A 23,384-nucleotide genomic window follows, 5' to 3' on the forward strand; every position below is an offset into this window, starting at 1 on the left:
GGAATCAGGCTGCGGCAGCGCCGGCGGCGCGTTTGCGATAGCTTTCGAGGAAGCGCGCGACGCGGCCGACGGCCTCGCGCAGATCGTCCTCGTGCGGCAGGAAGACGAGGCGGAAGTGGTCGGGCTGCGGCCAGTTGAAGCCTGTGCCCTGCACCAGCAGCACGCGTTCGGCTTCGAGCAGTTCGGCGATGAACTCCTGGTCGTCGGCGATCGGATAAATCTCCGGGTCGAGGCGCGGGAACATGTACAGCGTCGCCTTCGGCTTGACGCAGGTCACACCGGGGATCGCCGTGATCAGCTCGTAGGCCAGGTCGCGCTGGCGACGCATGCGGCCGCCCGGGGCGATCAGGTCGTCGATGCTCTGATAGCCGCCAAGCGCGGTCTGGATCGCGTACTGGCCCGGTACGTTGGCACACAGGCGCATCGAGGCGAGCATGTCGAGGCCTTCGATGTAGTCGCGCGCACGCCGCTTGTCGCCGGAAACGATCATCCAGCCGGCACGGTAGCCACAGCAGCGGTAATTCTTCGACAGGCCGTTGAAGGTGATGGTCAGCACATCTTCCGACAGCGAGGCGATCGAGGTGTGCGTCTCGCCGTCGTAGAGCACCTTGTCGTAGACCTCGTCGGCGTAGATGATCAGGCCGTGCTCGCGGGCGATGGCAACGAGTTCGCGCAGCAGCTCGGGCGGATAGAGCGCGCCGGTCGGGTTGTTCGGGTTGATGATGACGATGGCGCGCGTGCTCGGCGAAATCTTGGCGCGGATGTCAGCCAAGTCGGGCAGCCAGCCGTTGTTCTCGTCGCACAGGTAGTGGCGCGGCGTTCCGCCCGAAAGGCTGACCGCTGCGGTCCACAGCGGATAGTCGGGTGCTGGCAGCAGCACTTCCTCGCCCGGATCGAGCAGTGCGTTCATCGCCATGACGATCAGCTCGGAAACGCCGTTGCCGACGTAGATGTCCTCGAGCGTGACGCCGCGGATCTTCTTCTGCTGGCAGTAGTGCATCACCGCCTTGCGCGCCGGGAAGATGCCTTTCGAGTCGGAATAACCCGCCGAATTGGGCAGGTTGCGGATCATGTCCTGCTGGATTTCGTCGGGCGCGTCGAAGCCGAAGGAGGCGAGGTTGCCGATGTTCAGCTTGATGATCTTGTGGCCTTCGTCCTCCATCTGCCGGGCACGCGCCAGCACCGGGCCGCGGATGTCGTAGCAGACGTTGGCGAGCTTGCCCGATTTGCGGATCGGTGCCTGCACCAGCGGCGAAGTGGAGTGGGGCGCTGGCAGCGAGAGTTCGGTTGCGGGTTTAGCAGTGGGCATTGACGTCGGCCGGAGAGAGGCCGTCCTTTCTGAACATTTCCTTGATGCCGCGAACGGCCTGACGGATGCGCTCGTCGTTTTCGATCAGCGCGAAGCGTACGTGGTCGTCGCCGTATTCGCCAAAACCGATACCCGGCGAGACGGCGACCTTGGCGTCGGCGAGCAGACGCTTGGCGAATTCGAGCGAGCCGAGCGCGCGGTAGGCGGGCGGAATCGGCGCCCAGATGTACATCGACGCCTTCGGCGTCTCGACTTCCCAGCCGGCCTCGTGCAGTCCCTTGACCAGCACGTTGCGCCGGCGCTCGTAGCGCTGGCGGATTTCCTCGACACAGTCCTGCGGGCCGTCGAGCGCGATTACCGAAGCGATCTGGATCGGTGTGAACGCGCCGTAATCGTGATAGCTCTTGATGCGCGCCAGCGCCGCGCACAGTTCTCGGTTGCCGACCATGAAGCCGATGCGCCAGCCGGCCATGTTGTAGCTCTTCGACATGGTGAAGAACTCGACGGCGATGTCGCGCGCGCCCGGCACCTGCATGATCGATGGCGCCCGGTTGTCGGGGAAGGCGTCGTCGAAAACGAGGTCGGCGTAGGCGAGGTCATGCACGACGAGAATGTCGTGCTGCTTCGCCAGCGCGATGACGCGCTCGAAAAATTCCATGTCGACGCAGCGCGCGGTCGGGTTGCTCGGGAAGCCGAAGACCATCATCTTCGGCTTGGGGATCGACTCGCGGATGGCGCGCTGCAGTTCTTCGAAGAAGTCGACGCCGGGCGTCATGCGCACCGAGCGGATGTCGGCGCCGGCGATGATCGCGCCGTAGATGTGGATCGGGTACGAAGGGTTGGGGACGAGCACCGTGTCGCCACGGTCGAGCGTCGCCAGCATCAGGTGGGCGAGGCCTTCCTTCGAGCCGAGGGTGACGACGGCTTCGCTCTCGGGATCGAGACTGACCGCGTAGCGCCGCTGGTACCAGTCGCAGATCGCCTTGCGCAGGCGCGGCAGGCCCTTCGAGACCGAATAGCCGTGCGTATTGCCGCGTTCGGTCGCCTCGACCATCTTGTCGACGATGTGTTGCGGCGTCGGCCCGTCAGGATTGCCCATGCTTAGGTCGATGATGTCCTCGCCGCGGCGGCGCGCGGCCATCTTCAACTCGCCGGTGATGTTGAAGACATACGGGGGGAGACGCTTGACGCGCGAAAACTCTCTCATGGCTCTCGGGTTGTCGGCCTGTGACATGCCGAAACGGTGGGCGGGCGCTGCTTGCGCGGGCCGACGGCTTCGTCAAGTTGCGGTCAGCAAAAAAGCTATAATCCTACTTTATCGATTTGTGCACCGCAATTTTCCATGAAGCTGCAAATCGCCGCGACCGACGGAGCTCATGTCTTCACCGCCTACGGCGCTGGCTTCGTCAGTGTCGACGGCGTGCGCCATGAGCGCAATCTGCTCGTTTCGCCGCAACGGCTTCTTCCCGGGTGGACGCTTGCCAGCGCCGATAAGCTTGCCATTGATGACTTTGCGTTCCTCGCCGGGCTGGATGCCGATGTCACACTGCTCGGCATGCCGTCGCCGCTGCGTTTTCCGCGTCCCGAGTTGCTGCGGCCTTTCGCCGAGGCGCAGAAAGGTCTGGAAGTGATGGAGTTCGGTGCCGCCTGCCGTACCTACAATGTTCTTGCCGGCGAGGGGCGTCGCGTCGTTGTCGCGCTGCTCTTCTCCTGATGGCTGACACGCCGATTCTTTCTCGTCGCGGGCTGTGGGCGCTGCTGCTGGCGTTTGCCGTCGTCTGGTTCGGCACGCTCGAATACCGCAAGCTGATCAAGCCCGACGAAGGGCGTTATGCCGAAATCGCGCGCGAAATGGCGGTTTCCGGCGATTTCGTGACGCCGCGACTGAACGGTATCAAGTACTTCGAGAAACCGGCGCTGCAGTACTGGGTGACCGCTGCCGCTTTCAAGGTTTTCGGCGAAGACGAGTGGACCGCGCGCATCTGGCCGGGAATTACCGGTTTCCTCAGCGTCCTGCTCGCCTTCTTCACGACGCGCCGGCTGTTTGGCTCGCGTGCTGCGCTGCTGGCGGCGTCCACGCTCGCCGGCTGCCTGTTCATGGTGATCATCGGTCACCTCAACACGCTCGACATGGGGCTGTCGTTCTTCCTGCAGCTGGCTCTGTCGGGTGTATTGCTGGCCAATCGCGATGGCGCGGCGCCAGTCGAGCGACGACGCTGGATGCTCGTCGTCTGGGCGGCGCTGGCTGGGGCGATGCTGTCGAAAGGGCTGGTCGCGCTGGTGCTTTGTGGCGCGGCGCTGGTGCTTTATTCGGCGCTGGCACGCGATCTGTCACCGTGGCGGCGGCTCGAACTGTTGCGCGGTATCCCGCTGTTCCTGCTGATCGCCGCGCCGTGGTTCGTCGCGGTGTCGCTCGCCAACCCCGAGTTCTTCCATTTCTTCTTCATCCACGAGCATTTCGAGCGTTTCCTGACCAAGGCGCACGGCCGCTACCAGCCGCCCTGGTATTTCCTCGCCGTGCTGCTCGTCGGCACGCTGCCGTGGACGCTGATGATGCTGCAGGCGTGGTTCGGCGCCTGGTTCCGCGAGCGCAGCGGCGCTTTCCAGCCGCAACGCCTGCTCGTCGTCTGGGCGCTGGTCATCCTCGCTTTCTTCAGCGCCTCAAGCTCGAAGCTGCCGTCGTACATTCTGCCGATGGCGCCGGCGCTGGCGATGCTCACCGGCGTCTGGCTATGTCGCGCCGCGCGCGGCACGTTGCTTGCGCACATCGGCATCATCATCGCCGTGGCGCTGGCGGCGCTCTATTTCGCGCCGCACATCAGCGACCGCGCCGACACCGAAACGCCGCACGCGATGATGAGCGCCTACGCCGAATGGTCGCGCGTCGCCGCCGGCGTGCTGCTCGCCGGTGCCATCGGCGGCTGGCTGCTGGTGTGGCGGCGGCGGCAGGGCGGCGGACTCCTGCTGCTGGCCGTCGCCGGCTATCTGGCGCTGTCGATCGTGATGCAGGGGCACGAGAAGCTCGGCCGTTCGAATTCCGCGCATCACATTGCCACCGAAGTGAAGCCGCTGCTCAGCCCCGGCGTTCCGTTCTACAGTGTCAATATGTACGAGCAGACCTTGCCCTTCTACCTGCAGCGCACGCTGACGCTGGTCGATTATCGCGACGAACTGGGTTTCGGCCTCGACCAGGAGCCGCAGCTGTGGGTGCCGACCATCGCCGAGTTCCGCGAACGCTGGCTCGCCGGCGGCGACGCCTTCGCCGTGATGACGCCCGATACCTACGAATCACTCGCCGGCGGATTGCCGATGGACGTGGTGGCGCGCGACACGCGGCGCGTCATCGTGCGCCGGCCGGCCGCCGACGGCAGCCCGGCACTTGCGCACTGAGCCGCCGATGAGCGCCGTCGCCTTTGCCCTGATCCTCACCGGCGTGTTGCTCAACGCTGCGGCGCAACTGCTGCTCAAGGCCGGTACCAACGTCATCGGCCATTTCGAGTTTTCGCTCGAAAACGCGCTGCCGGTCGGCCTCAAGCTCGCTTTCGAACCGCACATCTTCGGCGGCCTGTGCTGCTACGTCGTCAGCGTCGTCGTCTGGATCATGGCGCTCTCGCGTGTGCCGGTGTCGATCGCCTATCCGCTGCTGTCGATCGGCTACATCGTCAACGCCTTCGCCGCGCACTGGCTGTTCGGCGAGGCGGTGACCGTACAGAAACTGTTCGGCATCGGCTTCATCGTCGTCGGCGTTTATCTCGTTGCCCGCTCATGATTCCTCTGCCTGCGAATTTCATTCCCTTCACCCGTCCGTCGATCGACGAGGAAACCATCGCCGCCGTCGGCGACACGCTGCGCTCGGGCTGGATCACCAGCGGCCCGCGCGTGCAGGAGTTCGAAGCGGCGCTGTCGGCGCGTTTCGGCGGACGCACGGTGCGCGCCTTCAATTCGGGAACGATCACGCTCGAAATCGCGCTTGAGCTGGCCGGTGTCGGCGCCGGTGACGAGGTGATCACGCCGCCGCTGTCGTGGGTTGCCACCGCCAACGTCGTGCTGCATCGCGGCGCGCGGCCGGTGTTCGTCGACATCGACCCGGTCACGCGCAATCTCGACCTCGACTTGGTCGATGCGGCGATCACCGACAAGACCAAGGCGATCATCCCGGTTGATCTGGCCGGCCTGCCGGTCGACCGCGACCGTCTCTACGCGATTGCCCGCCGGCACGGCCTGCGCGTGGTCGAGGACGCGGCGCAGTCGCTTGGCGCCAGCTGGCGCGGTGGGCCGATCGGCAGCCTCGGCGACTTCGTCTCCTTCTCCTTCCACGCCAACAAGAACCTCACCACCAGCGAGGGCGGTGCGCTGGTGCTGCCGGCCGACATCGATCCGGCTTTCTGCGAGCGCCTGCGCCTGCAGGGCGTGCGCCGGCTCGACGGCGGCGAGATGGAGGTCGACGTCGCCGGCCACAAGGGCAACCTCACCGACCTCGCGGCGACGATCGGCTTGGGCCAGCTGCGCCGGCTCGACGAATTCACCGCGCGCCGGCGCCAGCTGGCACGGCGCTATTTCGCGCGGCTCGATCCGGCCGCTGGCGCGCCCGACGTCGGGCTCGGCCTGCCGCCCGCCGATTTTGCCGACAGCAACTGGCACATGTTCCAGGTGCTGCTGCCGCTCGAACGCATGAAAATCAGCCGCGGCGACTTGATTGCCGCGCTGCGTGCGCGCAACATCGGCGCCGGCGTGCATTACCCGGCGATGCACCTGTTCGCGCTCTACCGTAATCTCGGCTATGCGCCGGGCGATTTTCCGCATGCCGAACACGTCGGCGCCACGACGCTGACGCTGCCCTTGTTCCCGGCAATGAGCGACGCCGATGTCGACGCCGTCTGTGCCCATCTTCTCGATCTCATTCAGCCAGCACGCGCATGAACTCTCCCGAAGTCTCGGTCGTCGTCCCGATCTACAACGAAGAGGCCGGCCTGCCGACCCTGTTCGAGCGCCTTTACGCGGCGATGGACGACTTTGGCGCCAGTTACGAACTGATCTTCATCAACGACGGCAGCCGCGACCGTTCGGCGGCGCTGCTGCGCGAGCAGTACGAGCGCCGCCCCGACGTCACCCGCGTCATCCTGCTCGCCGCCAACGCCGGCCAGCACATGGCGATCATGGCGGGTTTCGAGCACTGTCGCGGCGAGATCGTCGTCACCATCGACGCCGACCTGCAGAATCCGCCCGAGGAGATCGGGCGTCTGGTCGAGAAGATGCGCGAGGGCTACGACCTCGTCGGCAGCATCCGCCGCCAGCGCCAGGATTCGGCTTTCCGCCGCTACGCGTCGCGCGCGATGAACCGCCTGCGCGAGCGCATCACGCGCATCAAGATGACCGACCAGGGCTGCATGCTGCGCGCCTACCGGCGCAGCATCATCAACGCAATCAACAGTTGCCACGAAGTGAGCACCTTCATTCCTGCGCTGGCCTATACCTTTGCCTTGCGCCCGACCGAAATCGAGGTAGCGCACGAGGAGCGTTTCGCCGGCGAATCGAAGTATTCGCTGTATAGCCTGATTCGCCTCAACTTCGACCTGATGACCGGCTTTTCGCTGGTGCCGCTGCAGTGGTTCTCGATGGTCGGCATCGGCGTTTCGCTGCTCTCGGCGCTGTTTGTCGGCGTTCTCGCGCTGCGCCGCATCTTCCTCGGGCCGGAAGCCGAGGGGCTGTTCACGCTGTTCGGCATCGTCTTCTTCCTGCTCGGACTGGTGCTCTTCGGTGTCGGCTTGATCGGCGAGTACGTCGGTCGCATCTACCTGCAGGTGCGCCACCGCCCGCGTTTCCTGATCGACGCGGTACTCGAAGCACCGGACATTCGCGTCGATCGCCGCCAAGCGCAAACGCCGGAAATCACGCCGGCGCTTGGCGGCGCCACCGCTGCAGCTGCTGCGGAGCGTCACGCATGACGCGTGCCGTCGTCTTCGCTTACCACTCGGTCGGTGCGCGCTGCCTGTCGACGCTGCTGGCGCATGGCGTCGAGGTGGCGCTGCTGGTGACGCACGAAGACGCGGCCGACGAGAACATCTGGTTCGAGAGTGTCGCCGCTGTTGCCGCGCGTCACGACATTCCGACGATCACGCCGGCCGACGCCAACACGCCCGAGTTGCTGGCACGCATCGCCGCACTGCAGCCCGATTTCATCTTCTCGTTCTACTACCGCAAGATGCTCGGCACGCCGCTGCTGGCGCTGGCGGCGCGTGGCGCTTACAACATGCACGGCTCGCTGCTGCCGAAGTACCGCGGCCGCGCACCGGTGAACTGGGCGGTGCTGCACGGCGAAACCGAGACTGGCGCGAGCTTGCACGAGATGCTCGCCAAGCCCGACGCCGGCCGTGTCGTCGCGCAGCAGCGCGTGCCGATCCTGCCCGATGACACTGCTTTCGAGGTGTTCAACAAGGTGACCGTCGCCGCCGAACTGGCGCTCGATGCCGTGCTGCCGGCGCTGCTCGCCGGTACCGCGCCGCACTTCGAACAGAATCTGGCGCAGGGCGGCTATTTCGGCGGGCGCAAGCCCGCAGATGGCCGCATCGACTGGACGCAGCCGGCGGCGGTGGTGCACAACCTCGTGCGCGCGGTGGCGCCGCCGTATCCGGGCGCTTTTTTCGAAATCGACGGCGTGCGCCTGATCGTCGGCCGCAGCCAGCTGGCGCCGCCGCGGCAGCCGCGTTCGGCCGGCGCCGGCATCTATGTCGAGGACGCGCGTTTCTTCGCCGACTGCGCCGATGGCCGCGTGCTGCGCCTGCTGTCGCTGACTCTCGACGGCCAGGAGCTATCGCCCGCCGCTTTTGTCTCCCGTTTCGGCGAGACGCTCGCCAACGGCAAACGCTTCTTCTGACCTTTCCGGAAAGACCATGAAAAAAGTCCTCATCCTCGGCGTCAACGGCTTCATCGGCCACCATCTGTCGCAGCGCATCATCGACACGACCGACTGGGAAGTCTATGGCATGGACATGAATAGCGAGCGTGTCGCCGACCTGCTCGAACATCCGCGCTTCAACTTCTTTGAGGGTGACATCACCATCAACAGGGAGTGGATCGAGTACCACGTGAAGAAGTGCGACGTGATCCTGCCGCTGGTGGCGATCGCGACGCCGGCGACCTACGTCAAGGAGCCGCTGCGCGTTTTCGAACTCGACTTCGAAGCCAACCTGCCGATCATCCGCCAGGCGGTGAAGTACAAGAAGCGCGTCATCTTCCCGTCGACCTCCGAGGTGTACGGCATGTGCCGTGACGCTGAATTCGATCCGGAAAACTCCGAACTGATCCTCGGTCCGATCAACAAGCCGCGCTGGATCTACAGCTGTGCCAAGCAGATGATGGACCGCGTGATCCACGCCTACGGTCAGCAGGAAGGTCTCGAATACACGCTGTTCCGTCCGTTCAACTGGATCGGCCCGGGCCTCGACTCGATCCACACGCCGAAGGAAGGTTCATCGCGCGTGATCACGCAGTTCCTCGGCCACATCGTTCGCGGCGAACCGATCAAGCTGGTGGACGGTGGCGCCCAGAAGCGCGCCTTCACCTATGTGTCGGACGGCATCGACGCGCTGATGAAGATCATCGCCAACAAGGACGGCGTCGCCAGCGGCAAGATCTACAACATCGGCAACCCGAAGAACAATTTCTCGGTGCGCGAACTGGCGACGATGATGCTCGAACTCGCCGCGCAGTATCCGGAATACGCGGAGACCGCAGCCAGGGTGAAGACCGTGGAAACGACTTCGGGCGAGTACTACGGCAAGGGTTATCAGGACACGCAGCACCGCGTGCCGAAGATCGAGAACACCATGGCCGATCTGGGCTGGGCGCCGCAGGTCGAGATGCAGACGGCGCTGAAGAACATCTTCGAAGCCTATCGCGGCGACGTCGCCGCGGCGCGCAAGCTGGTCGACTGAACGTAAAGGCAAAGGCGCGCAGGCGCGGCCGGAATGACAAGGGGCGCTGCGGCGCCCCTTGCTTTTTGAGGCCTCCGGCAGCGGAAGCAGCCTCGTGCCGGTGCTCGCCGGGCGCCGTCAGCGGCCCGTGCGTGCCGCCTATTTCATGCGCAGCAGCACGTCGTCGCGCAGGCCGAAGTGGTGCCATAGCGCCGCGGCGAAGTGGAGGCCAACGAGCGCGATGAAGACGTTGGCCAGCGTCTCATGCACTTCCTTGAGGTCGTGCGCGAGATTGTGGTCGCCGGCGCCGATCGGCGGCAGCGTGAACAAGCCGAAGACATCGACACTGCGCGCGTCGAGCGCAACGCCGAGGTAGCCGCTCACCGGCAGCGCCAGCAGGAGCAGGTAGAAGGCCAGATACATCGCTTTCGAAGCAAGACGCTGCCAGCCCGGCATTGCCGATTCGTCGGGCAAGGCGCCGCGCAGCGCCTGCACGACGCGCCAGCCCAGACGTGGCAAGACCATGATCAGTGCGATGACGCCGAGCGACATGTGCAGCGCCATCATCGCCGTGCGGCCGCTCGATCCCTTGGGGAAAATTTCGTGCAGTTCGACCAGCGCGCAGACGGCGAGCAGCAGGAAGAACATTCCCCAGTGCAGCAGGCGCGTGAGCGGATCGTAACGGTTTGGTGTAGTGCGGGGGGTGCTGTTCATCGGTTTCTCCAGTGCGGAAGCAGTGCTCGCCGCGAGTGGCAGGCACTCTCGTTCCTTGATGCGGTGGGTGCGTGGTGGCGCGATCCGGCAGCAGCGAGAGTGGCCGCTAGGCTGACGTGGCAGCCTTAAGCGCTCCTTAAGGTCGGCGGCCAGGCGGACTGCGATGCTGCCGAGACGCTGCACGCAGCCGGTGGCCTGGCCGTTGCCGGCCGGGATTCTACCGTCGGCGGCCGGATGGTGCGCGCTGCTATAATCCGCGCCTTCTTCAGGCTGGGCACCGGCAAGCCTTGCTTTCTTCCTGCCGCCTCGGCCGTCTGGTCTGCACATCATGAAACGCCTTGCCCTCAAGATCGACGTCGACACCTACCGCGGAACGCAGCGTGGCGTTCCCGCGCTGGTCGAACTGCTCAGCCGGCGGCAAGCCGGCGCGAGCTTCCTGTTCTCGCTCGGTCCCGACAATACCGGTCGCGCCATCCGTCGTGCCTTCCGTCCCGGCTTCATGCAGAAGGTGCGGCGCACCTCGGTGCTCGAGCATTACGGCCTGCTGACGCTGATGTACGGCGTGCTTCTGCCGGGGCCGAACATCGGCCGGCGCTGTGCGTCGACGCTGCGTGCGGTGCGCGACGCCGGTTTCGAGGTCGGCGTGCACTGTTGGGATCACGTGCGCTGGCAGGACGGCGTCAGTGGCGCCGACAACGCCTGGGTCGAAACGGAAATGACGCGCGCCGTCGAGCGGTTCACGCAGATCTTCGGCGAAGCGCCGCGCCTGCATGGCGCCGCTGGCTGGCAGATGAACCGGCATGCGCTGCGCCTGACGCAGCGTCTGGGCTACGCGATCAGCTCGGACGGACGCGGCACGCACCCATTCCTGCCGGTGATCGATGGCGAACTGATCGCCTGCCCGCAACTGCCGACAACGCTGCCGACGCTCGACGAGCTGATCGGCGTCGACGGCATCACCGCCGACACGGTGGCCGATCACCTGCTGTCGCTGACCGAGTCGGCGAGCGGCGACCAGGTGTTCACGCTGCATGCCGAACTCGAAGGCATGCGCTTGCTGCCGCAGTTCGAACGCCTGCTCGACGGCTGGCAGGCGCAGGGCTTCAGCTTTGTGTCGATGGCCGATCTGGCCGCCAGCCTCGACCTGAAGCGGCTGCCGCACCACGAAGTGCGTTTCGAGGAAATTCCCGGCCGTTCGGGCAAGCTGTTCGTGCAGGGGCCGGCGTTCCCCGCCTGATTTCCGGTCTGCTGGCTGGGTTATGGCAGCGAGGGGCAGCGAAGGCGCCAGCGCTCAGCAGGCACCCGGTCGCGTGCTATCATTCGCGCCGTCGCGCAAGGCGGCATCCGGAAGCGTGGCAGAGTGGTCGATTGCAACGGTCTTGAAAACCGTCGATGGGCAACCATCCGTGAGTTCGAATCTCACCGCTTCCGCCAAAAAACGCAATAAAAACAAATGTTTGCGCTTATTCGCGTACCGCGTCGGCCCAGCAGTTGGGCGTCTCGTAGAGGCGGACGCGCTCGAGGTGCAGGTGGTTGCCATAGACGTCGCGATAGAGCGCGTCGAGGATTCTGAAGGCTTCCTGCGCCAGGAATTCGGCGGTCGGCGGCGCGTCGACGACGACGGTCTTGTGTCCGGGCAACGACAGCAGGAAGTTGAGCACCGCCGTATCGCCGGAATAAACGAGGAAGGCGTGGTCCCAGACATCGACCAGATGCTCCTTGGCCAGTGCCTTGACCTCGGAAAAATCCATCACCATGCCGTTGGCCGAGTCGCCCTCGCGCCTGATGATGTCGCCGGAGAGCGTGATTTCGATTGCGTAGCGGTGGCCGTGCAGGTTGCGGCACTGGCTCTTGTGGTCGGGAATCCGGTGTCCGGCATCGAATTCGAGGCGGCGGGTAATCTGCATCGCGGACTTTTGGCCGCGGACGGCCGGCATTGAACGGGCGCTGATTATATCATCGCCACTTTGGCCGGCCTGAACCCGCTCCGCGCCGCGACCTTCCTCCAAGGTATCCAGCATGCTCACCATCGTCGACCACCGCCGCGACAGCGCCGGCCTGCTCTATGTCTATCCCGTCGTTTCGCGACGCGCCGGTGGCGTCTCGGTGGGCATCAATCTCAATCCCAATGCTGCGTGCAACTGGGCCTGCCGCTACTGTCAGGTGCCCGATCTCAAGCGTGGCGGCCCGCCGCCGCTCGATCTGCCGCGCCTTGAACGCGAACTGCGTGGTTTTCTCGGCGACGTGCTCAACGGCGACTTTCTTCAGCGTCACGTTCCCGAGGCGTCGCGCCGGCTGGTCGACATCGCTTTCTCCGGTGACGGCGAGCCGACAACGGCCGCCGAATTCGCCGAGGCGGTGGCGCTGGTCGAACGCGTACTCGCCGATCTCGGTCTGCTCGGGAATCTGGTGGTGAGGCTGATCACCAACGGCAGCCAGCTGCGCCGACCGGCGGTACGCGAAGGCATTGCGCGCATTGGCGCTTGTGGTGGCGAAGTATGGTTCAAGCTCGACCGGGCGACGACGCAAGGCGTGCAACTGGTCAATGGCGCGCAGCGTACGCCGCAGCAGACGCGAACGGCCTTGCTGGCCTGCGCCGGGCTGGCGCCGACCTGGGTGCAAACCTGCTGGTTCGCCTTCGACGGCGAAGCGCCGGGGGCGGAGGAAGAGGGCGCCTATCTGGCGCTGATTGGAGAGCTGCGCGAAAAAATCAGGGGCGTGCACCTTTACGGTCTGGCACGCCCCTCGCAGCAACCGGAAGCCGAGCGCTTGTCGCCGCTGGCTCTTGAAGACTTTGCACGCTTCGCCCGGCAAATCGAAGCGCTGGGCGTCAGGGTGGTGATGAATCCCTGACGCCGGATTTTGCCAATCAAGCGGCCTTCCGCAGCTTGGCCTTGGCGTTCTTCTTCAGCGTCTTGAACAGCGTCGGGTCTTCGACCTTCAGGTATTCGACGACGTCGATATCCTCACGCTTGACGCGGTTGATGTCGATCTGCTCGACATGCACCAGACGCAGCAGTTCGCGCACCGGCTTCGGCATGTTGCGGCCGCTTTCGTAGCGGGAGCCGCCACTCTGCGTGACACCGATTTTCGACCAGAACTGTTGTTGGTTGAGGCCCAGCTTGCGCCGGATCTCGCGCGGTTCAATCTTTTCTATCATCTTGACGTTGCTCATGATTTTCCTTTCTGGCTGATGAATCCCCGGCGTTTGGGCGGGGCTGTTCCCTTTGACCGGTCACTGACTTATGGACTATGACCTTGGTCATAGGTGCGGCAGTATAATCCAAACTCATATTATTGCAAGTGGCATTGTTCGCACTTTTTGCAACGAAGTTTTGCGCGTTTCGTCATGATGCCCGGCGGGTTTTCGGCTGTGTTGGCGTTGACCCTGCCCGCCTGTCTTTTGTGCCCCTGTTGCGATAAAATTCTCGCCCTTCGCAGCTTGCGTGCGTGACTGGAGTGGAGCGGGAATGGCACTGATCGTGCAGAAATTCGGCGGTACGTCGGTGGCGACGACGGAGCGCATAAAGAATGTCGCCAGGCGCGTCGCGCGCTGGAAGGCACAGGGGCACGACATCATCGTCGTGCCGTCAGCCATGTCGGGCGAGACCAACCGGCTGATCGGACTGGCGCGGGAGATATCTGCCGAGCCCGATCCGCGCGAGCTCGACGTCATCGCTTCGACCGGCGAGCAGGTCACCATCGGCCTCCTGGCGATGGCAATGCAGGAACAGGGGCTGCCGGCAAAGAGCTACACCGGTGCGCAGGTGCGGGTGAATACCGACAGCACCTTTACCAAGGCGCGCATCCTCTCGATCGACGATGAACGCATCCGCGCCGATCTGGCTGCCGGCTTCGTCGTTGTTGTTGCCGGCTTTCAGGGTGCCGACGCCGACGGCAACATCACCACGCTCGGTCGTGGCGGTTCCGATACCTCGGCAGTGGCACTGGCAGCGGCGCTCAATGCCGACGAATGCCAGATCTACACTGACGTCGACGGCGTTTACACCACCGACCCGCGCGTCGTTCCCGAAGCGCGCAAGCTCGACACCATCACCTTCGAAGAGATGCTGGAAATGGCCAGCCTCGGTTCGAAGGTGCTGCAGATCCGCTCGGTCGAGTTCGCCGGCAAATACAAGGTCAAACTGCGGGTGCTCTCCAGCTTCGAGGACGAAGGCGAGGGCACGCTGATTACTGTTGAGGAAGAAAAGCCCATGGAACAACCGATCATCTCCGGAATCGCCTTCAGCCGCGACGAGGCCAAGCTGACCGTGCTCGGCGTTCCCGACCGGCCGGGCATTGCCTATCAGATCCTCGGTCCGGTGGCCGATGCCAACATCGACATCGACATGATCATCCAGAACGTCGGTCATGACGGCACCACCGATTTCTCCTTCACCGTCAATCGCGCCGATTACAACAAGACGCTCGGCGTGCTGGAAACGGTCAAGGGCCACATCGGTGCGCGCGAGATCGTTGGCGACAAGCACATCTGCAAGGTTTCCGCCGTTGGCGTCGGCATGCGTTCGCATCCGGGCGTCGCCAGCAGCATGTTCCGCGCGCTGGCCGAAGAAGGCATCAATCTGAAGATGATTTCGACCTCAGAGATCAAGATCTCGGTGATCATCGACGAGAAGTATCTTGAACTGGCAGTACGTACGCTGCACAAGACTTTCGGTCTTGATCAGGCCGACTGAGCTCAGTTTGACCCGGGGCGGCTAACCCGCTATTATCCGCCCGCTTCGGAGACGTGGCCGAGAGGTCGAAGGCACTCCCCTGCTAAGGGAGCATACGGGCCAAAACTCGTATCGAGGGTTCGAATCCCTCCGTCTCCGCCAGTAACATGGATGGCATAACGGCGTCGCGCCGTTGCGAATACCCCGCCGAGCTTTGAGCCCAGCGGGGTTTTTCGTTTATGGTCTTTTGAACGCTGCTTGCGAGACCGATACCTTGATTCCCCTGCGGCGCTTTTATCCGCTGGCTGCCTTTCTCGGCGGATTTCTCTGGGATGCGCTCACGCTTGGTCAGCGCGTCAAAACGATGGACTTCTGGCGCCTCGGCGCCTTCCTGCTCGGCGCCGCCTTGCTCGCACTCTGGCTGGCCCGGCGCGATGCGCTGAAGCTGCAGGCGCCAGCGCCGGCTGCGCCGGGTTCGCGGCTGCGCGCTCACCTGCCGGGAGTCGTCTGGCAAGCGCCTTACCTGCTGCTGCAGTTCTTTTACGGCGGCATCTTCTCGGCGCTGTTCATCCTCTACTTCAAAAGCTCGGGCCACCTCGGTACCTGGCTGATGACGCTCTTCCTCGGCGCGCTGCTGGTCGGCAACGAATTCGTCGGCAAGCGTTACGGCGAGCGCTTCACGCTCACCTGGGCGCTGTTTGCGCTCAACGCCATCCTGCTCTGCAACTTCGCGCTGCCGTACATCGTCGGCAGTCTCAATCCGGCGTGGTTCTATATTTCCACCGGCGCCGGCGTGCTGCTGGCGCACGGCCTGCAGCGGCTGGCGCCCGGCCGCCCCGGCCGCATCCTGCCGGCCTGGGTGATCGCAAGCGTGCTGCTGCTCGCCTGGAACTTCGGCATGATCGCGCCGGTGCCGCTGGTCAAGCGCGACCTCGCCGTCGGCCATGCTTTCGTGCAGGAGGCCGACCGTTATGCCTTGTCGCTGGAGAAGGCTCCGGCCTGGCAGTTCTGGCGCGACCAGTCGGCGACGGTGCATCTGGCCGAAGGTGAGCGCCTGTACGGCGTTTCGGCCGTTTCGGCGCCGCTCGGGGTCGTCGCCACGCTCGAACATCGCTGGGAAGTGCATGAGCCAGCAGGCTGGCGCCTCGTCTCGCGCTCGCAGTTCCAGAGCGCCGGCGGCCGCGAGCGTGGCTTCCGCGGCTATTCGTGGCTGTCGAACCCGCAGGCCGGCGACTGGCGCTTTACCGTAGGCACCGAAGATGGCCGCACCATCGGCACTTTTTCATTCACCGTCGAGCGTGTTGCGCCGGTGGCAGAGGATCTGCTCGTCCGCGAGTTCTAGGCGCCTGCCGCTGTTGAACTGGGCTTTCTTTAAGGTGACAATTCGGCCCTTCGCTGGCAGGCATTTGCAGCAGTCGCGAGCGGGCGCCGAAGGCGTTCACATCGTTCAACTTTCTGGGGTTTCTGAATCATGAAAAAGCAGGTTTCGGTATTGCTGATGGCACTCGCCGCGAGCGTTGCCTTGCTCGGCTGTGACAAGAAGGAAGAAGCAACGCCGGCGGCAGCGGCGCCGGCACCTGTCGCGCTGAGCAAGATCGTCGTCGGCCTCGACGACAACTTCCCGCCGATGGGCTTCCGCGACGAAAAGAACGAGCTTGTCGGCTTCGACATCGACCTTGCGCGTGAAGCCGCCAAGCGTCTCGGCGCCGAAGTCGAATTCAAGCCGATCGACTGGAACGCCAAGGAAGCCGAACTCAACGGCAAGCGTGTCGACGTGCTGTGGAACGGGCTGACCATCACCGAAGAGCGCAAGGCCAACATCGCCTTCACCGCGCCCTACCTCGAAAACCGCCAGATCATCATCGTCACCGCCGATTCCAAGATCAAGGACAAGGCTGGCCTCGCACACAAGGTCATCGGCGTGCAGGAAGGTAGCAGCGCCGTCGAAGCGATCGAGAAGGACGCGGCGACCGCCAAGTCGTTCAAGCAGCTGAAGAAGTTCGGCGACAACGTCACCGCGCTGATGGATCTGTCTGCCGGCCGTCTCGACGCGCTGGTCGTCGATGAAGTCGTTGGCCGTTACTACACCGCCAAGAAGCCGGGCGAGTACGTCGTTCTCGAAGAAAACTTCGGTACCGAAGAGTACGGCGTCGGCGTGCGCAAGGACGACAACGAACTGCTGGCCAAGCTGCAGAAGGCCATCGACGAAATGAAGCAGGACGGTTCCGCCGCGCGCATCTCGACGCAGTGGTTCGGCAAGGACATCGTCAAGTAAGGCTTCACCACCACCGGAAACACGGTTGTTGCGGGCCGGACCCTGCGTCCGGCCCTTTGTCTGGGCAGGCCCATGGACTACTTTCTCCAAATACTCGGGCCTCTGTTGCAGGGAACGGCAGTCACCCTGCAGGTTTTCCTGATCACGCTGGCGCTCGCCGTTCCGCTCGGACTGGCGCTGGCGCTGATCCGCATCTCGCGCTTTCGCACCGCGAGCACAGCGGTCAGCGGCTACATCTGGCTGATGCGCGGCACGCCGCTGATGCTGCAGATGCTGTTCATCTACTTCGCGCTGCCCTTCGTGCCGGTGATCGGCGTGCGCCTGCCGGACTTCCCGGCGGCCATCGTCGCCTTCACGCTCAACTACGCCGCCTACTTTGCCGAGATATTCCGCGCCGGCATCCAGTCGGTCGGCCGCGGCCAGCACGAGGCGGCGCAGGTGCTCGGCCTCAACTACGCGCAGACCATGCGCCGCATCGTCCTGCCGCAGATGATCAAGCGCATCCTGCCGCCGATGAGCAACGAGACGATCACGCTGGTCAAGGACACTTCGCTGATCTACGTGCTGGCCATGAACGATCTGCTGCGCGCGGCGCGCGGACTGGTGCAGCGCGACTTCACCACCATGCCCTTCGTCGTTGCCGCCGCCTTCTATCTGCTGATGACGCTGGTGCTCACCTGGGGCTTCATGCGTCTGGAAAAGAAATATGCCGTCTACGACGACTGAGCCAATGATTTCGGCCAACGACATCCACAAGCGCTTCGGCAGCACCGAAGTGTTGCGCGGCGTGTCGCTGCACATCGACAAGGGCGACGTCGTCGCCGTCATCGGCCCTTCCGGTTCCGGCAAGAGCACCTTCCTGCGCTGCCTCAACCGTCTGGAAAGCATCGACCGCGGCCGCATCGACATCGAGGGCGAAACGCTGGTCGACACCGACGCCGCCGGCGCCTGTCGCTACGCTGCCGACGCCGACTCGCGCCGCATCTGCCGCAAGATGGGCATGGTCTTCCAGCAGTTCAACCTCTTCCCGCATCTCACCGTGCTGCAGAACGTCATCGAGGCGCCGGTGACGGTGAAGGGGCTGACGCGCGAAGCGGCCATCCCGGCAGCCGAGGAACTGCTGCGCAAGGTAGGCCTCGCGCACAAGCGCGACGCTTATCCCTCGCACCTCTCCGGCGGCCAGAAGCAGCGTGTCGCCATCGCCCGCGCGCTGGCCATGGAGCCGGACATCATGCTCTTCGACGAGCCGACTTCGGCGCTCGACCCCGAGCTCACCGGCGAAGTGTTGCGCACCATCCGCCAGCTGGCCGAAGAGCACATGACGATGATCGTCGTCACGCACGAGATGGCTTTTGCGCGCGACGTGTCGACGCGAGTCATCTTCATGGACGGCGGCGAAATCATCGAAGAGCGTCCCGCCGCCGAAATGTTCGCCAGCCCGGCGCACCCGCGCACGCGCGCTTTTCTCAACCATCTGGCCTGAGCGCCAGACGCGATCCGCTTTTTCTCTGGAAAAATCGCGCCGGGGGCTTGAGCAAGGCAACTTCACTCGCTATAATGCGCAGCTTCTTGCAGCGGCGAACGCGAAAGCTTCTCTGCCAAAGAAAACAGCGCGCCCGTAGCTCAGTTGGATAGAGTACTTGGCTACGAACCAAGGGGTCGGGCGTTCGAATCGCTCCGGGCGCGCCAATGAACAAGTAAAAGGCTGATTTCTAACGAAATCAGCCTTTTTGCTTTGCGCGAACGGCTGGAATTGCTACACGTCAGTGCTACACGTGAAGGGCGTTCCGCTTGCCTGTATGGGCCAACTCAGCTGGCCGATCTTGCAGTCCGATCCCTTGCGATAAAGGGGGCAGACATGACCCATCGATTCCGCGGAGTGCAGATCGTTGGCTTCGCGCGGCAAATGGGAGTGCCAGCCGACTGCCTCTGACGCATCAAGTCGTGTTCGCATCGCGGACGCCAGACGTCGCGAAGCATTCGACTCCGAGGATGCCCCGGCTCAAGAACTGCCGGGGCTGTCCGATAGAATGCATACAAACTTCAAGAGCGCTTGGTCATGTCAGGAACCATTTCTTTCGATTTGAGTGCGGTCACCTCATCCGCTTCCGCATCCCAGAGCGGATCGTCAAGCCAGTCGCGCATCGCCGCATTGAGAAAACAGCTCACCTCGCTGATGAAGGAGCTCGCTTCGGTTTCCAGAGACGAGAGCCTGGACGCAAAGCAGAAAGAGCAAAAAGCTCAATTGATTCAAGTACAAATACAGCTGGTTCAGGCCCAGATCGCGCAGCTTGAGGCGGAAGAAGCAAAGAAGGCCGAAGCCGCGGCAGCCAAGGTCGCGCCGACGCAGATCACCGATCGCGCGAATGCGACGAACGCAACCGACAGCGATTCCTCCGCGCGCAAGGGAGGCGTGAGAGGGCTTGTCGATACTTACGCGTAGGCGACCGCGGGGCGTATAGGGCGGAGAACGCTGATACGCCTGTGCCACGCGCAGGCCATTCCAGCCGCTGTTGCTGTGCGGCGAGCATGCCCGCCACTTGGCTTGGTCCGAAATTGCTGCCGCTTCCCTCTCCACCGACAGCTTGCGCGCCCGCGCGAAGTTACAGTCGTGGTAACGCGAGGCATGGTTCTTCGCTAGTCTTTTCAGACCAGATTATTCATCCGCATCAAGGCAATGGCTGTCATGCCGCGCCGGTAAGTTGTCGCCCATCCGATCGGGTCTCTCGTTTCGGAATCGTGCTCAACCTATCCCGTCCGGGGTTACGCCATGCTCAGAAAGTCCGTTTTCGCGCTGTTGCTCGCCGCTTCCAGCGTCGGTGCCCACGCCACCCTCAACACCGGTGACATTGCCTTCACGTCATTCAACGCCGATGAAGACGGCCTGTCATTCGTTACCTTCCGCGACATCTCGGCCAACACCTCGATCTACTTCTCCGACAACGAGTGGAGCGGCAGCGCCTTCAACAGCGGTGAAAGCTACAACCTGTGGAACAGCGGCAGCAGCGCGATCGCCGCCGGCACGGTCGTCCGCCTGTCGGCCTACGACAAGACGGGCCTCAGCGCCTCGATCGGCAATCTGAGCCGCGTCAGTGTTTCCGGCAACAGCAACTGGGGAATCGCCAACTCCAACGAGGTGGTGTACGCCTACCTGGGCAGCGCGACCGCGCCGACCACCTTCCTCGCCGCCATCACCAACGGCAGCTTCAGCGCCGACGGTTCGCTCAGCGGCACCGGTCTGGTCGAAGGCAGCAGCGCCATCCGGCTGAACGCGCTGGCGACCAGCGCGACGCCGGACTACGCCGAGTACACCGGCGCGCGCGCCGGCAAGGCGAGCTTCGACGACTACCGGGCACTCGTCGGCAATGTCGCCAACTGGACGGTCGACACGAGCAATGGCAGCTACGCCAGCACCGTCCCCAACACTGCCGCCTTCAGCGTCACCGCCGTTCCCGAGCCGCAGAGCTACGCGATGCTGCTGGCTGGTCTTTGCCTGATGGGGGCGATCGCCCGTCGTCGCAAGGTCGCCTGAGTCTTTCACCATCCAAGGGAGCCGTTCTCGTGAAGATCAAGTTCAAACCCCTCGTTGCCGCGCTGGCTTTCGCCTTCAGCGGTGCCGTTCTGGCCGAAGAGATCACTGTTCTGCACGTCGGTGACCAGGAGTCCTGGCTGCTCTCCGCGCAGGGCAACCTGCGCGACAACTCGGGCCAGGCCATTTCCTTCTACGGCGGCATCGACCGCCTGGCCAGCGTGATCGCCAACGCCGAGGCAAGCGCCAAGGCTGCCGGGCGCACGGTGCTGAAACTCAACGCCGGCGACGCCTTCCTGCCGGGGCCGCGCCTCAACGCCAGCTTCAGCAATCTGGCGACGGCCCACGCCGACGGCGGCCAGGACTTCTACGACAGCATCGCCATGCGCCGGATCGGCTTTGACGCCGCAGTGTTCGGCAATCACGAGTTCGACCTGGGCTCGACGGTCGCCGCCCGCTTTGCCGAAATCTCCGGCACGACCTATCTCTCGGCCAATCTGAACTTCAATGCCACGCCCGAATTCGCGGCGCTGGCCGCTGCCGGCAAGGTGGCCCCGTCGAAAATCGTGAGTACCGCCGGTGGCAAGAAGATCGGCATCGTCGGCGCGACGACTCCGCTGCTGCCGAGCATCTCCTCGCCGGCACCGGACAGCATGCTGGCGTACGACGCCAACGATTCCGAACTGGCCAACCTGCAGGCGCTGCTGCCGCTGTTGCAGGCCGAGATCAACGATCTGCGCGACACGCAGGGCGCTACCGCGGTGATCCTGATGAGCCACCTGCAGAACGTCGATAACGAGCGCAATGTCATGGTGCCGGGGCTGAGCGGCGTCGATCTGGTGATCTCGGGTGGTGGTCACGAACTGATGACCGACCCTGACGATCTGCTGATCAACGGCGGCGTCTCGCCGACCTTCACCACGCATCCGATCTACGCCAACGACACCACCGCCAAACCGGTTGCCATCGTCACCGGCCACTTCGGCAACCGCTACGTCGGTGAAGTCACCGCCACGCTTGACGACAACAGCGGCGCGCTGAGCGGCATCAAGGGCACGCGCATGCTGCGCGTCTCGGGTGCCGCCGCCGACGCCGACAAGGTCGCGGGCGATGCGCTGATCAACGCCAGCGTCGTCACCCCGGTCGGCAATTTCATTGCCGCGCTGAACGCCCAGATCATCGGCACCACCGCCGTCAAGCTGAACGGCCCGACCCACGCTGCCTGCAGCGCGCTGCCCTGTACCTACAGCGCCGGCGTGCGCAACGCCGAAACCGGTCTCGGCGATCTGGTCGCCGACGCCATGCGCTTCGCCGGCAAGGCCGACGTCGCCATCCAGAACGGTGGCGGTATCCGCGCCAACATCGCGGCGACCGGCAACGTTTCGGTTGGCGACACCTTCAACGTGCTGCCCTACACCAACCTGGTCAAACGTGCGCCGGCAATGAACGCTGCGCAGCTCAAGGATCTGCTCGAGCATTCGGTGGCTGCCTCGACGCCGACCGGCTCGCCGCAGGGGCGCTTTGCGCAGGTGTCCGGAATGCAGGTGATGTACGACACGACGCGCCCGGCGCGGACGGCGCTCGGTAACGGCGAGCGCATCCGCCGCATCGTTCTCGACGACGGCACGGTGCTGGTCAACGACGGCGCCGTGGTCAATGGCGAACGCAGCTTCTCCTTCGCCACCATCGACTTCACCGCGGCCGGTGGCGACGGCTATCCCTTCGCCGCCAACGGCGTCATCTTCGAAAACGCCGTCAATACCATCACCTATCAGGAAGCGCTGGCCAACTACATCAAGGCGGCCAAGAGCGAAGGCGGCCTGCAGCGCGTGAATGCGGCCGACGGCGATGAAATCACCGCCAACCTGTACGGCCTCGAAAACGCCTACGACAAGTATGGCCGTCTGGTCGATCTCGCCATCGCCGTCGCCACTCCCGGCGTCACCCGGCAGGGCACCGCCGGTCGCGACCTCATCGTCGGCACCACCGGCGACGACATCATCATCGGCGGCGCCGGTGCCGACACGCTGACCGGCGGCGCCGGTGGCGACCGCTTCCTCTATACCAGCCTGCGCGATGCCGGCGACACGATCACCGACTTCACGCCTTACGCCGACAAGATCGACCTGAGCGCGCTGCTTTCCAGCATCGGCGTCAGCCCGGCGCAGGCCGTTGCCAACGGCAACATCCAGATCGTCGACGTGATCGGCGGCGCCAGCCTGCAGATCGACCCCGATGGCAGCGGTCCGGCGGCGGCGCGTCCGCTGCTGACGATCAAGGGCCTCACCGCCCGGCAGATCGTCCCGGCGCGCGACCTCAGCCTTTAACCCTCCCTCGTCAGAACAAGGATCAGCCAAATGCACAAACTCATCCGTTCCTCGGTCATTGCCGCGCTCATGCTTGCCGCCTTGCCGGCTGCCCACGCGGCCACGCAGCACTACCTCTTCAGCGGCACGCTCGAGTCCGGCGACTACACCGGCCAGTCATTTTCCGGCAGCTTCAGCTTCGACGACGCCAATCTCTCCGGCCTTGACGCCGAGTGGTTGCGCGTCAGCAATCTGAGCTTGAGCTTCCTCGGCAAAATCTTCACGCTGGCCGATGCCGCAGCAGCGACCGAAGTGAGCTACTACAACGGCACCTTCCTCGGCCTCGCTTACACGGTCGAAAGCAGCGAACCGAAATTCTCGCTGATCGCCGGCACAGAGAAGGCCAGTGAAGCCTTCTTCGCCTACGACACCGCGGTAGTCGGCGGTTCCGGTACTGGCAGTGTGATCTATGCCGCGGTGCCTGAACCCGAAGCCTACGCCATGCTGCTCGCCGGCCTCGGCCTGCTCGGTCTGGCGGCCCGTCGTCGTCGCGTCTTGAGCGCCTGATCTTCCCTCCCTGTCCGTGAAGTGGCTCCTGCGGGAGCCATTTTTTTGCCCCGTCCTGCGGATTCGACAGGACACGCCGCCCCTTTGCCTTGAGT

Annotated in this window: 23 protein-coding genes and 3 tRNA genes; 21 read left to right on the forward strand and 5 right to left on the reverse strand. The window is 64.2% G+C overall.

The window, feature by feature from the left end; translation table 11 throughout:
• Positions 1-4: 4 nt before the first annotated feature.
• Together GGD90_RS14025 and alaC are read right to left on the reverse strand one after the other, a co-directional pair.
• Complete coding sequence (locus tag GGD90_RS14025; RefSeq protein ID WP_153116408.1) at positions 5-1,309, reverse strand: pyridoxal phosphate-dependent aminotransferase; 1,305 nt, start codon at positions 1,307-1,309, stop codon at positions 5-7.
• A complete protein-coding gene (gene alaC / locus GGD90_RS14030; protein WP_153116407.1) occupies positions 1,296-2,516 on the reverse strand; it encodes an alanine transaminase in 1,221 nt (406 codons plus the stop codon). The genes GGD90_RS14025 and alaC overlap by 14 nt, the downstream gene beginning before the upstream one ends.
• Before the next feature lie 135 nt (positions 2,517-2,651).
• Here alaC and GGD90_RS14035 point away from each other — a divergent pair, with 135 nt between their 5' ends.
• The 7 genes from GGD90_RS14035 to GGD90_RS14065 are packed head-to-tail and all read left to right on the forward strand — an operon-like array spanning position 2,652 to position 9,243.
• Positions 2,652-3,023: an Mth938-like domain-containing protein gene (locus GGD90_RS14035; protein WP_153116406.1), complete on the forward strand. Its 372-nt coding sequence runs from the start codon at positions 2,652-2,654 to the stop codon at positions 3,021-3,023.
• Complete coding sequence (locus GGD90_RS14040) at positions 3,023-4,699, forward strand: glycosyltransferase family 39 protein (protein ID WP_153116405.1); 1,677 nt, start codon at positions 3,023-3,025, stop codon at positions 4,697-4,699. Before GGD90_RS14035 ends, GGD90_RS14040 begins: the two co-directional genes overlap by 1 nt.
• A 7-nt stretch (positions 4,700-4,706) precedes the next feature.
• Complete coding sequence (locus GGD90_RS14045; RefSeq protein WP_153116404.1) at positions 4,707-5,078, forward strand: SMR family transporter; 372 nt, start codon at positions 4,707-4,709, stop codon at positions 5,076-5,078.
• A complete protein-coding gene (locus GGD90_RS14050; protein WP_153116403.1) occupies positions 5,075-6,229 on the forward strand; it encodes a DegT/DnrJ/EryC1/StrS family aminotransferase in 1,155 nt (384 codons plus the stop codon). The genes GGD90_RS14045 and GGD90_RS14050 overlap by 4 nt, the downstream gene beginning before the upstream one ends.
• Positions 6,226-7,254, forward strand: coding sequence for a glycosyltransferase (locus GGD90_RS14055; protein ID WP_153116402.1), 1,029 nt, complete (start codon positions 6,226-6,228; stop codon positions 7,252-7,254). The genes GGD90_RS14050 and GGD90_RS14055 overlap by 4 nt, the downstream gene beginning before the upstream one ends.
• A complete protein-coding gene (locus tag GGD90_RS14060; protein WP_153116401.1) occupies positions 7,251-8,183 on the forward strand; it encodes a formyltransferase in 933 nt (310 codons plus the stop codon). Before GGD90_RS14055 ends, GGD90_RS14060 begins: the two co-directional genes overlap by 4 nt.
• A 16-nt stretch (positions 8,184-8,199) precedes the next feature.
• Complete coding sequence (locus GGD90_RS14065; protein ID WP_153116400.1) at positions 8,200-9,243, forward strand: bifunctional UDP-4-keto-pentose/UDP-xylose synthase; 1,044 nt, start codon at positions 8,200-8,202, stop codon at positions 9,241-9,243.
• A gap of 138 nt (positions 9,244-9,381) precedes the next feature.
• Here the strand turns inward: GGD90_RS14065 and GGD90_RS14070 are convergent, their stop codons facing one another.
• A complete protein-coding gene (locus tag GGD90_RS14070) occupies positions 9,382-9,936 on the reverse strand; it encodes a cytochrome b (protein ID WP_184415200.1) in 555 nt (184 codons plus the stop codon).
• A 328-nt stretch (positions 9,937-10,264) separates the two neighbouring features.
• Here GGD90_RS14070 and GGD90_RS14075 point away from each other — a divergent pair, with 328 nt between their 5' ends.
• A complete protein-coding gene (locus tag GGD90_RS14075; protein WP_153116398.1) occupies positions 10,265-11,173 on the forward strand; it encodes a polysaccharide deacetylase family protein in 909 nt (302 codons plus the stop codon).
• Positions 11,174-11,282: 109 nt separating this feature from the next.
• Positions 11,283-11,370 (forward strand) — tRNA-Ser (locus GGD90_RS14080).
• A gap of 29 nt (positions 11,371-11,399) precedes the next feature.
• On the opposite strand, the gene queD is transcribed toward GGD90_RS14080, so the two are convergent.
• Complete coding sequence (queD, locus tag GGD90_RS14085) at positions 11,400-11,843, reverse strand: 6-carboxytetrahydropterin synthase QueD (RefSeq protein WP_153116397.1); 444 nt, start codon at positions 11,841-11,843, stop codon at positions 11,400-11,402.
• Between the two features lie 112 nt (positions 11,844-11,955).
• On the opposite strand from queD, the gene GGD90_RS14090 reads away from it, so the two are divergent.
• Positions 11,956-12,789, forward strand: coding sequence for a radical SAM protein (locus tag GGD90_RS14090; RefSeq protein ID WP_153116396.1), 834 nt, complete (start codon positions 11,956-11,958; stop codon positions 12,787-12,789).
• Between the two features lie 16 nt (positions 12,790-12,805).
• On the opposite strand, the gene GGD90_RS14095 is transcribed toward GGD90_RS14090, so the two are convergent.
• Positions 12,806-13,111, reverse strand: coding sequence for a helix-turn-helix domain-containing protein (locus GGD90_RS14095; protein WP_153116395.1), 306 nt, complete (start codon positions 13,109-13,111; stop codon positions 12,806-12,808).
• Between the two features lie 295 nt (positions 13,112-13,406).
• Between GGD90_RS14095 and GGD90_RS14100 the strand changes: the two genes are divergently transcribed.
• The 11 genes from GGD90_RS14100 to GGD90_RS14150 all read left to right on the forward strand — a co-directional run bounded on the left by GGD90_RS14100 (position 13,407) and on the right by GGD90_RS14150 (position 23,289).
• The gene (locus GGD90_RS14100) at positions 13,407-14,633 is read left to right on the forward strand and encodes an aspartate kinase (RefSeq protein ID WP_153116394.1); all 1,227 of its coding nucleotides are present in this window, start codon (positions 13,407-13,409) and stop codon (positions 14,631-14,633) included.
• A gap of 47 nt (positions 14,634-14,680) precedes the next feature.
• Positions 14,681-14,774 (forward strand) — tRNA-Ser (locus tag GGD90_RS14105).
• 112 nt (positions 14,775-14,886) lie between these two features.
• The gene (locus tag GGD90_RS14110) at positions 14,887-15,954 is read left to right on the forward strand and encodes a DUF2914 domain-containing protein (RefSeq protein WP_153116393.1); all 1,068 of its coding nucleotides are present in this window, start codon (positions 14,887-14,889) and stop codon (positions 15,952-15,954) included.
• Positions 15,955-16,083: 129 nt separating this feature from the next.
• Positions 16,084-16,887, forward strand: coding sequence for an amino acid ABC transporter substrate-binding protein (locus tag GGD90_RS14115; RefSeq protein WP_153116392.1), 804 nt, complete (start codon positions 16,084-16,086; stop codon positions 16,885-16,887).
• A gap of 72 nt (positions 16,888-16,959) precedes the next feature.
• On the forward strand, positions 16,960-17,613 hold the full coding sequence (locus tag GGD90_RS14120; RefSeq protein WP_153116391.1) for an amino acid ABC transporter permease: 654 nt from the start codon (positions 16,960-16,962) through the stop codon (positions 17,611-17,613).
• Between the two features lie 4 nt (positions 17,614-17,617).
• On the forward strand, positions 17,618-18,370 hold the full coding sequence (locus tag GGD90_RS14125) for an amino acid ABC transporter ATP-binding protein (RefSeq protein ID WP_153116390.1): 753 nt from the start codon (positions 17,618-17,620) through the stop codon (positions 18,368-18,370).
• A 129-nt stretch (positions 18,371-18,499) separates the two neighbouring features.
• Positions 18,500-18,576, forward strand: a tRNA-Arg gene (locus tag GGD90_RS14130).
• A gap of 370 nt (positions 18,577-18,946) precedes the next feature.
• Positions 18,947-19,330 (forward strand): FlxA-like family protein, encoded by a 384-nt coding sequence (locus GGD90_RS14135; RefSeq protein ID WP_153116389.1) that lies wholly within the window; start codon positions 18,947-18,949, stop codon positions 19,328-19,330.
• 327 nt (positions 19,331-19,657) lie between these two features.
• Positions 19,658-20,419, forward strand: coding sequence for a PEP-CTERM sorting domain-containing protein (locus GGD90_RS14140; RefSeq protein WP_153116388.1), 762 nt, complete (start codon positions 19,658-19,660; stop codon positions 20,417-20,419).
• A gap of 29 nt (positions 20,420-20,448) precedes the next feature.
• Positions 20,449-22,743 carry a 5'-nucleotidase C-terminal domain-containing protein gene (locus GGD90_RS18340; RefSeq protein WP_221227784.1) on the forward strand — a complete coding sequence of 765 codons (2,295 nt, stop codon included), beginning with the start codon at positions 20,449-20,451 and terminating at the stop codon, positions 22,741-22,743.
• A gap of 30 nt (positions 22,744-22,773) precedes the next feature.
• A complete protein-coding gene (locus GGD90_RS14150) occupies positions 22,774-23,289 on the forward strand; it encodes a PEP-CTERM sorting domain-containing protein (protein WP_153116387.1) in 516 nt (171 codons plus the stop codon).
• Positions 23,290-23,384 lie beyond the last annotated feature (95 nt).

Origin of the sequence: Rhodocyclus tenuis (assembly GCF_014197755.1) — a bacterium.
Classification (GTDB): Bacteria; Pseudomonadota; Gammaproteobacteria; order Burkholderiales; family Rhodocyclaceae; genus Rhodocyclus; species Rhodocyclus tenuis.

Coding starts and splice junctions, on each gene's coding strand:
- GGD90_RS14095 (WP_153116395.1), bottom strand. CDS start 13,111: ATGAGCAACGTCAAGATGATAGAAAAGATTGAACCGCGCGAGATCCGG.
- GGD90_RS14055 (WP_153116402.1), top strand. CDS start 6,226: ATGAACTCTCCCGAAGTCTCGGTCGTCGTCCCGATCTACAACGAAGAG.
- GGD90_RS14090 (WP_153116396.1), top strand. CDS start 11,956: ATGCTCACCATCGTCGACCACCGCCGCGACAGCGCCGGCCTGCTCTAT.
- GGD90_RS14115 (WP_153116392.1), top strand. CDS start 16,084: ATGAAAAAGCAGGTTTCGGTATTGCTGATGGCACTCGCCGCGAGCGTT.
- GGD90_RS14135 (WP_153116389.1), top strand. CDS start 18,947: ATGTCAGGAACCATTTCTTTCGATTTGAGTGCGGTCACCTCATCCGCT.
- GGD90_RS14065 (WP_153116400.1), top strand. CDS start 8,200: ATGAAAAAAGTCCTCATCCTCGGCGTCAACGGCTTCATCGGCCACCAT.
- GGD90_RS14075 (WP_153116398.1), top strand. CDS start 10,265: ATGAAACGCCTTGCCCTCAAGATCGACGTCGACACCTACCGCGGAACG.
- GGD90_RS14040 (WP_153116405.1), top strand. CDS start 3,023: ATGGCTGACACGCCGATTCTTTCTCGTCGCGGGCTGTGGGCGCTGCTG.
- GGD90_RS14070 (WP_184415200.1), bottom strand. CDS start 9,936: ATGAACAGCACCCCCCGCACTACACCAAACCGTTACGATCCGCTCACG.
- GGD90_RS14150 (WP_153116387.1), top strand. CDS start 22,774: ATGCACAAACTCATCCGTTCCTCGGTCATTGCCGCGCTCATGCTTGCC.
- GGD90_RS14025 (WP_153116408.1), bottom strand. CDS start 1,309: ATGCCCACTGCTAAACCCGCAACCGAACTCTCGCTGCCAGCGCCCCAC.
- GGD90_RS14050 (WP_153116403.1), top strand. CDS start 5,075: ATGATTCCTCTGCCTGCGAATTTCATTCCCTTCACCCGTCCGTCGATC.
- queD (WP_153116397.1), bottom strand. CDS start 11,843: ATGCAGATTACCCGCCGCCTCGAATTCGATGCCGGACACCGGATTCCC.
- GGD90_RS14120 (WP_153116391.1), top strand. CDS start 16,960: ATGGACTACTTTCTCCAAATACTCGGGCCTCTGTTGCAGGGAACGGCA.
- GGD90_RS14035 (WP_153116406.1), top strand. CDS start 2,652: ATGAAGCTGCAAATCGCCGCGACCGACGGAGCTCATGTCTTCACCGCC.
- GGD90_RS14060 (WP_153116401.1), top strand. CDS start 7,251: ATGACGCGTGCCGTCGTCTTCGCTTACCACTCGGTCGGTGCGCGCTGC.
- GGD90_RS14045 (WP_153116404.1), top strand. CDS start 4,707: ATGAGCGCCGTCGCCTTTGCCCTGATCCTCACCGGCGTGTTGCTCAAC.
- GGD90_RS14140 (WP_153116388.1), top strand. CDS start 19,658: ATGCTCAGAAAGTCCGTTTTCGCGCTGTTGCTCGCCGCTTCCAGCGTC.
- GGD90_RS14125 (WP_153116390.1), top strand. CDS start 17,618: ATGATTTCGGCCAACGACATCCACAAGCGCTTCGGCAGCACCGAAGTG.
- alaC (WP_153116407.1), bottom strand. CDS start 2,516: ATGAGAGAGTTTTCGCGCGTCAAGCGTCTCCCCCCGTATGTCTTCAAC.
- GGD90_RS14100 (WP_153116394.1), top strand. CDS start 13,407: ATGGCACTGATCGTGCAGAAATTCGGCGGTACGTCGGTGGCGACGACG.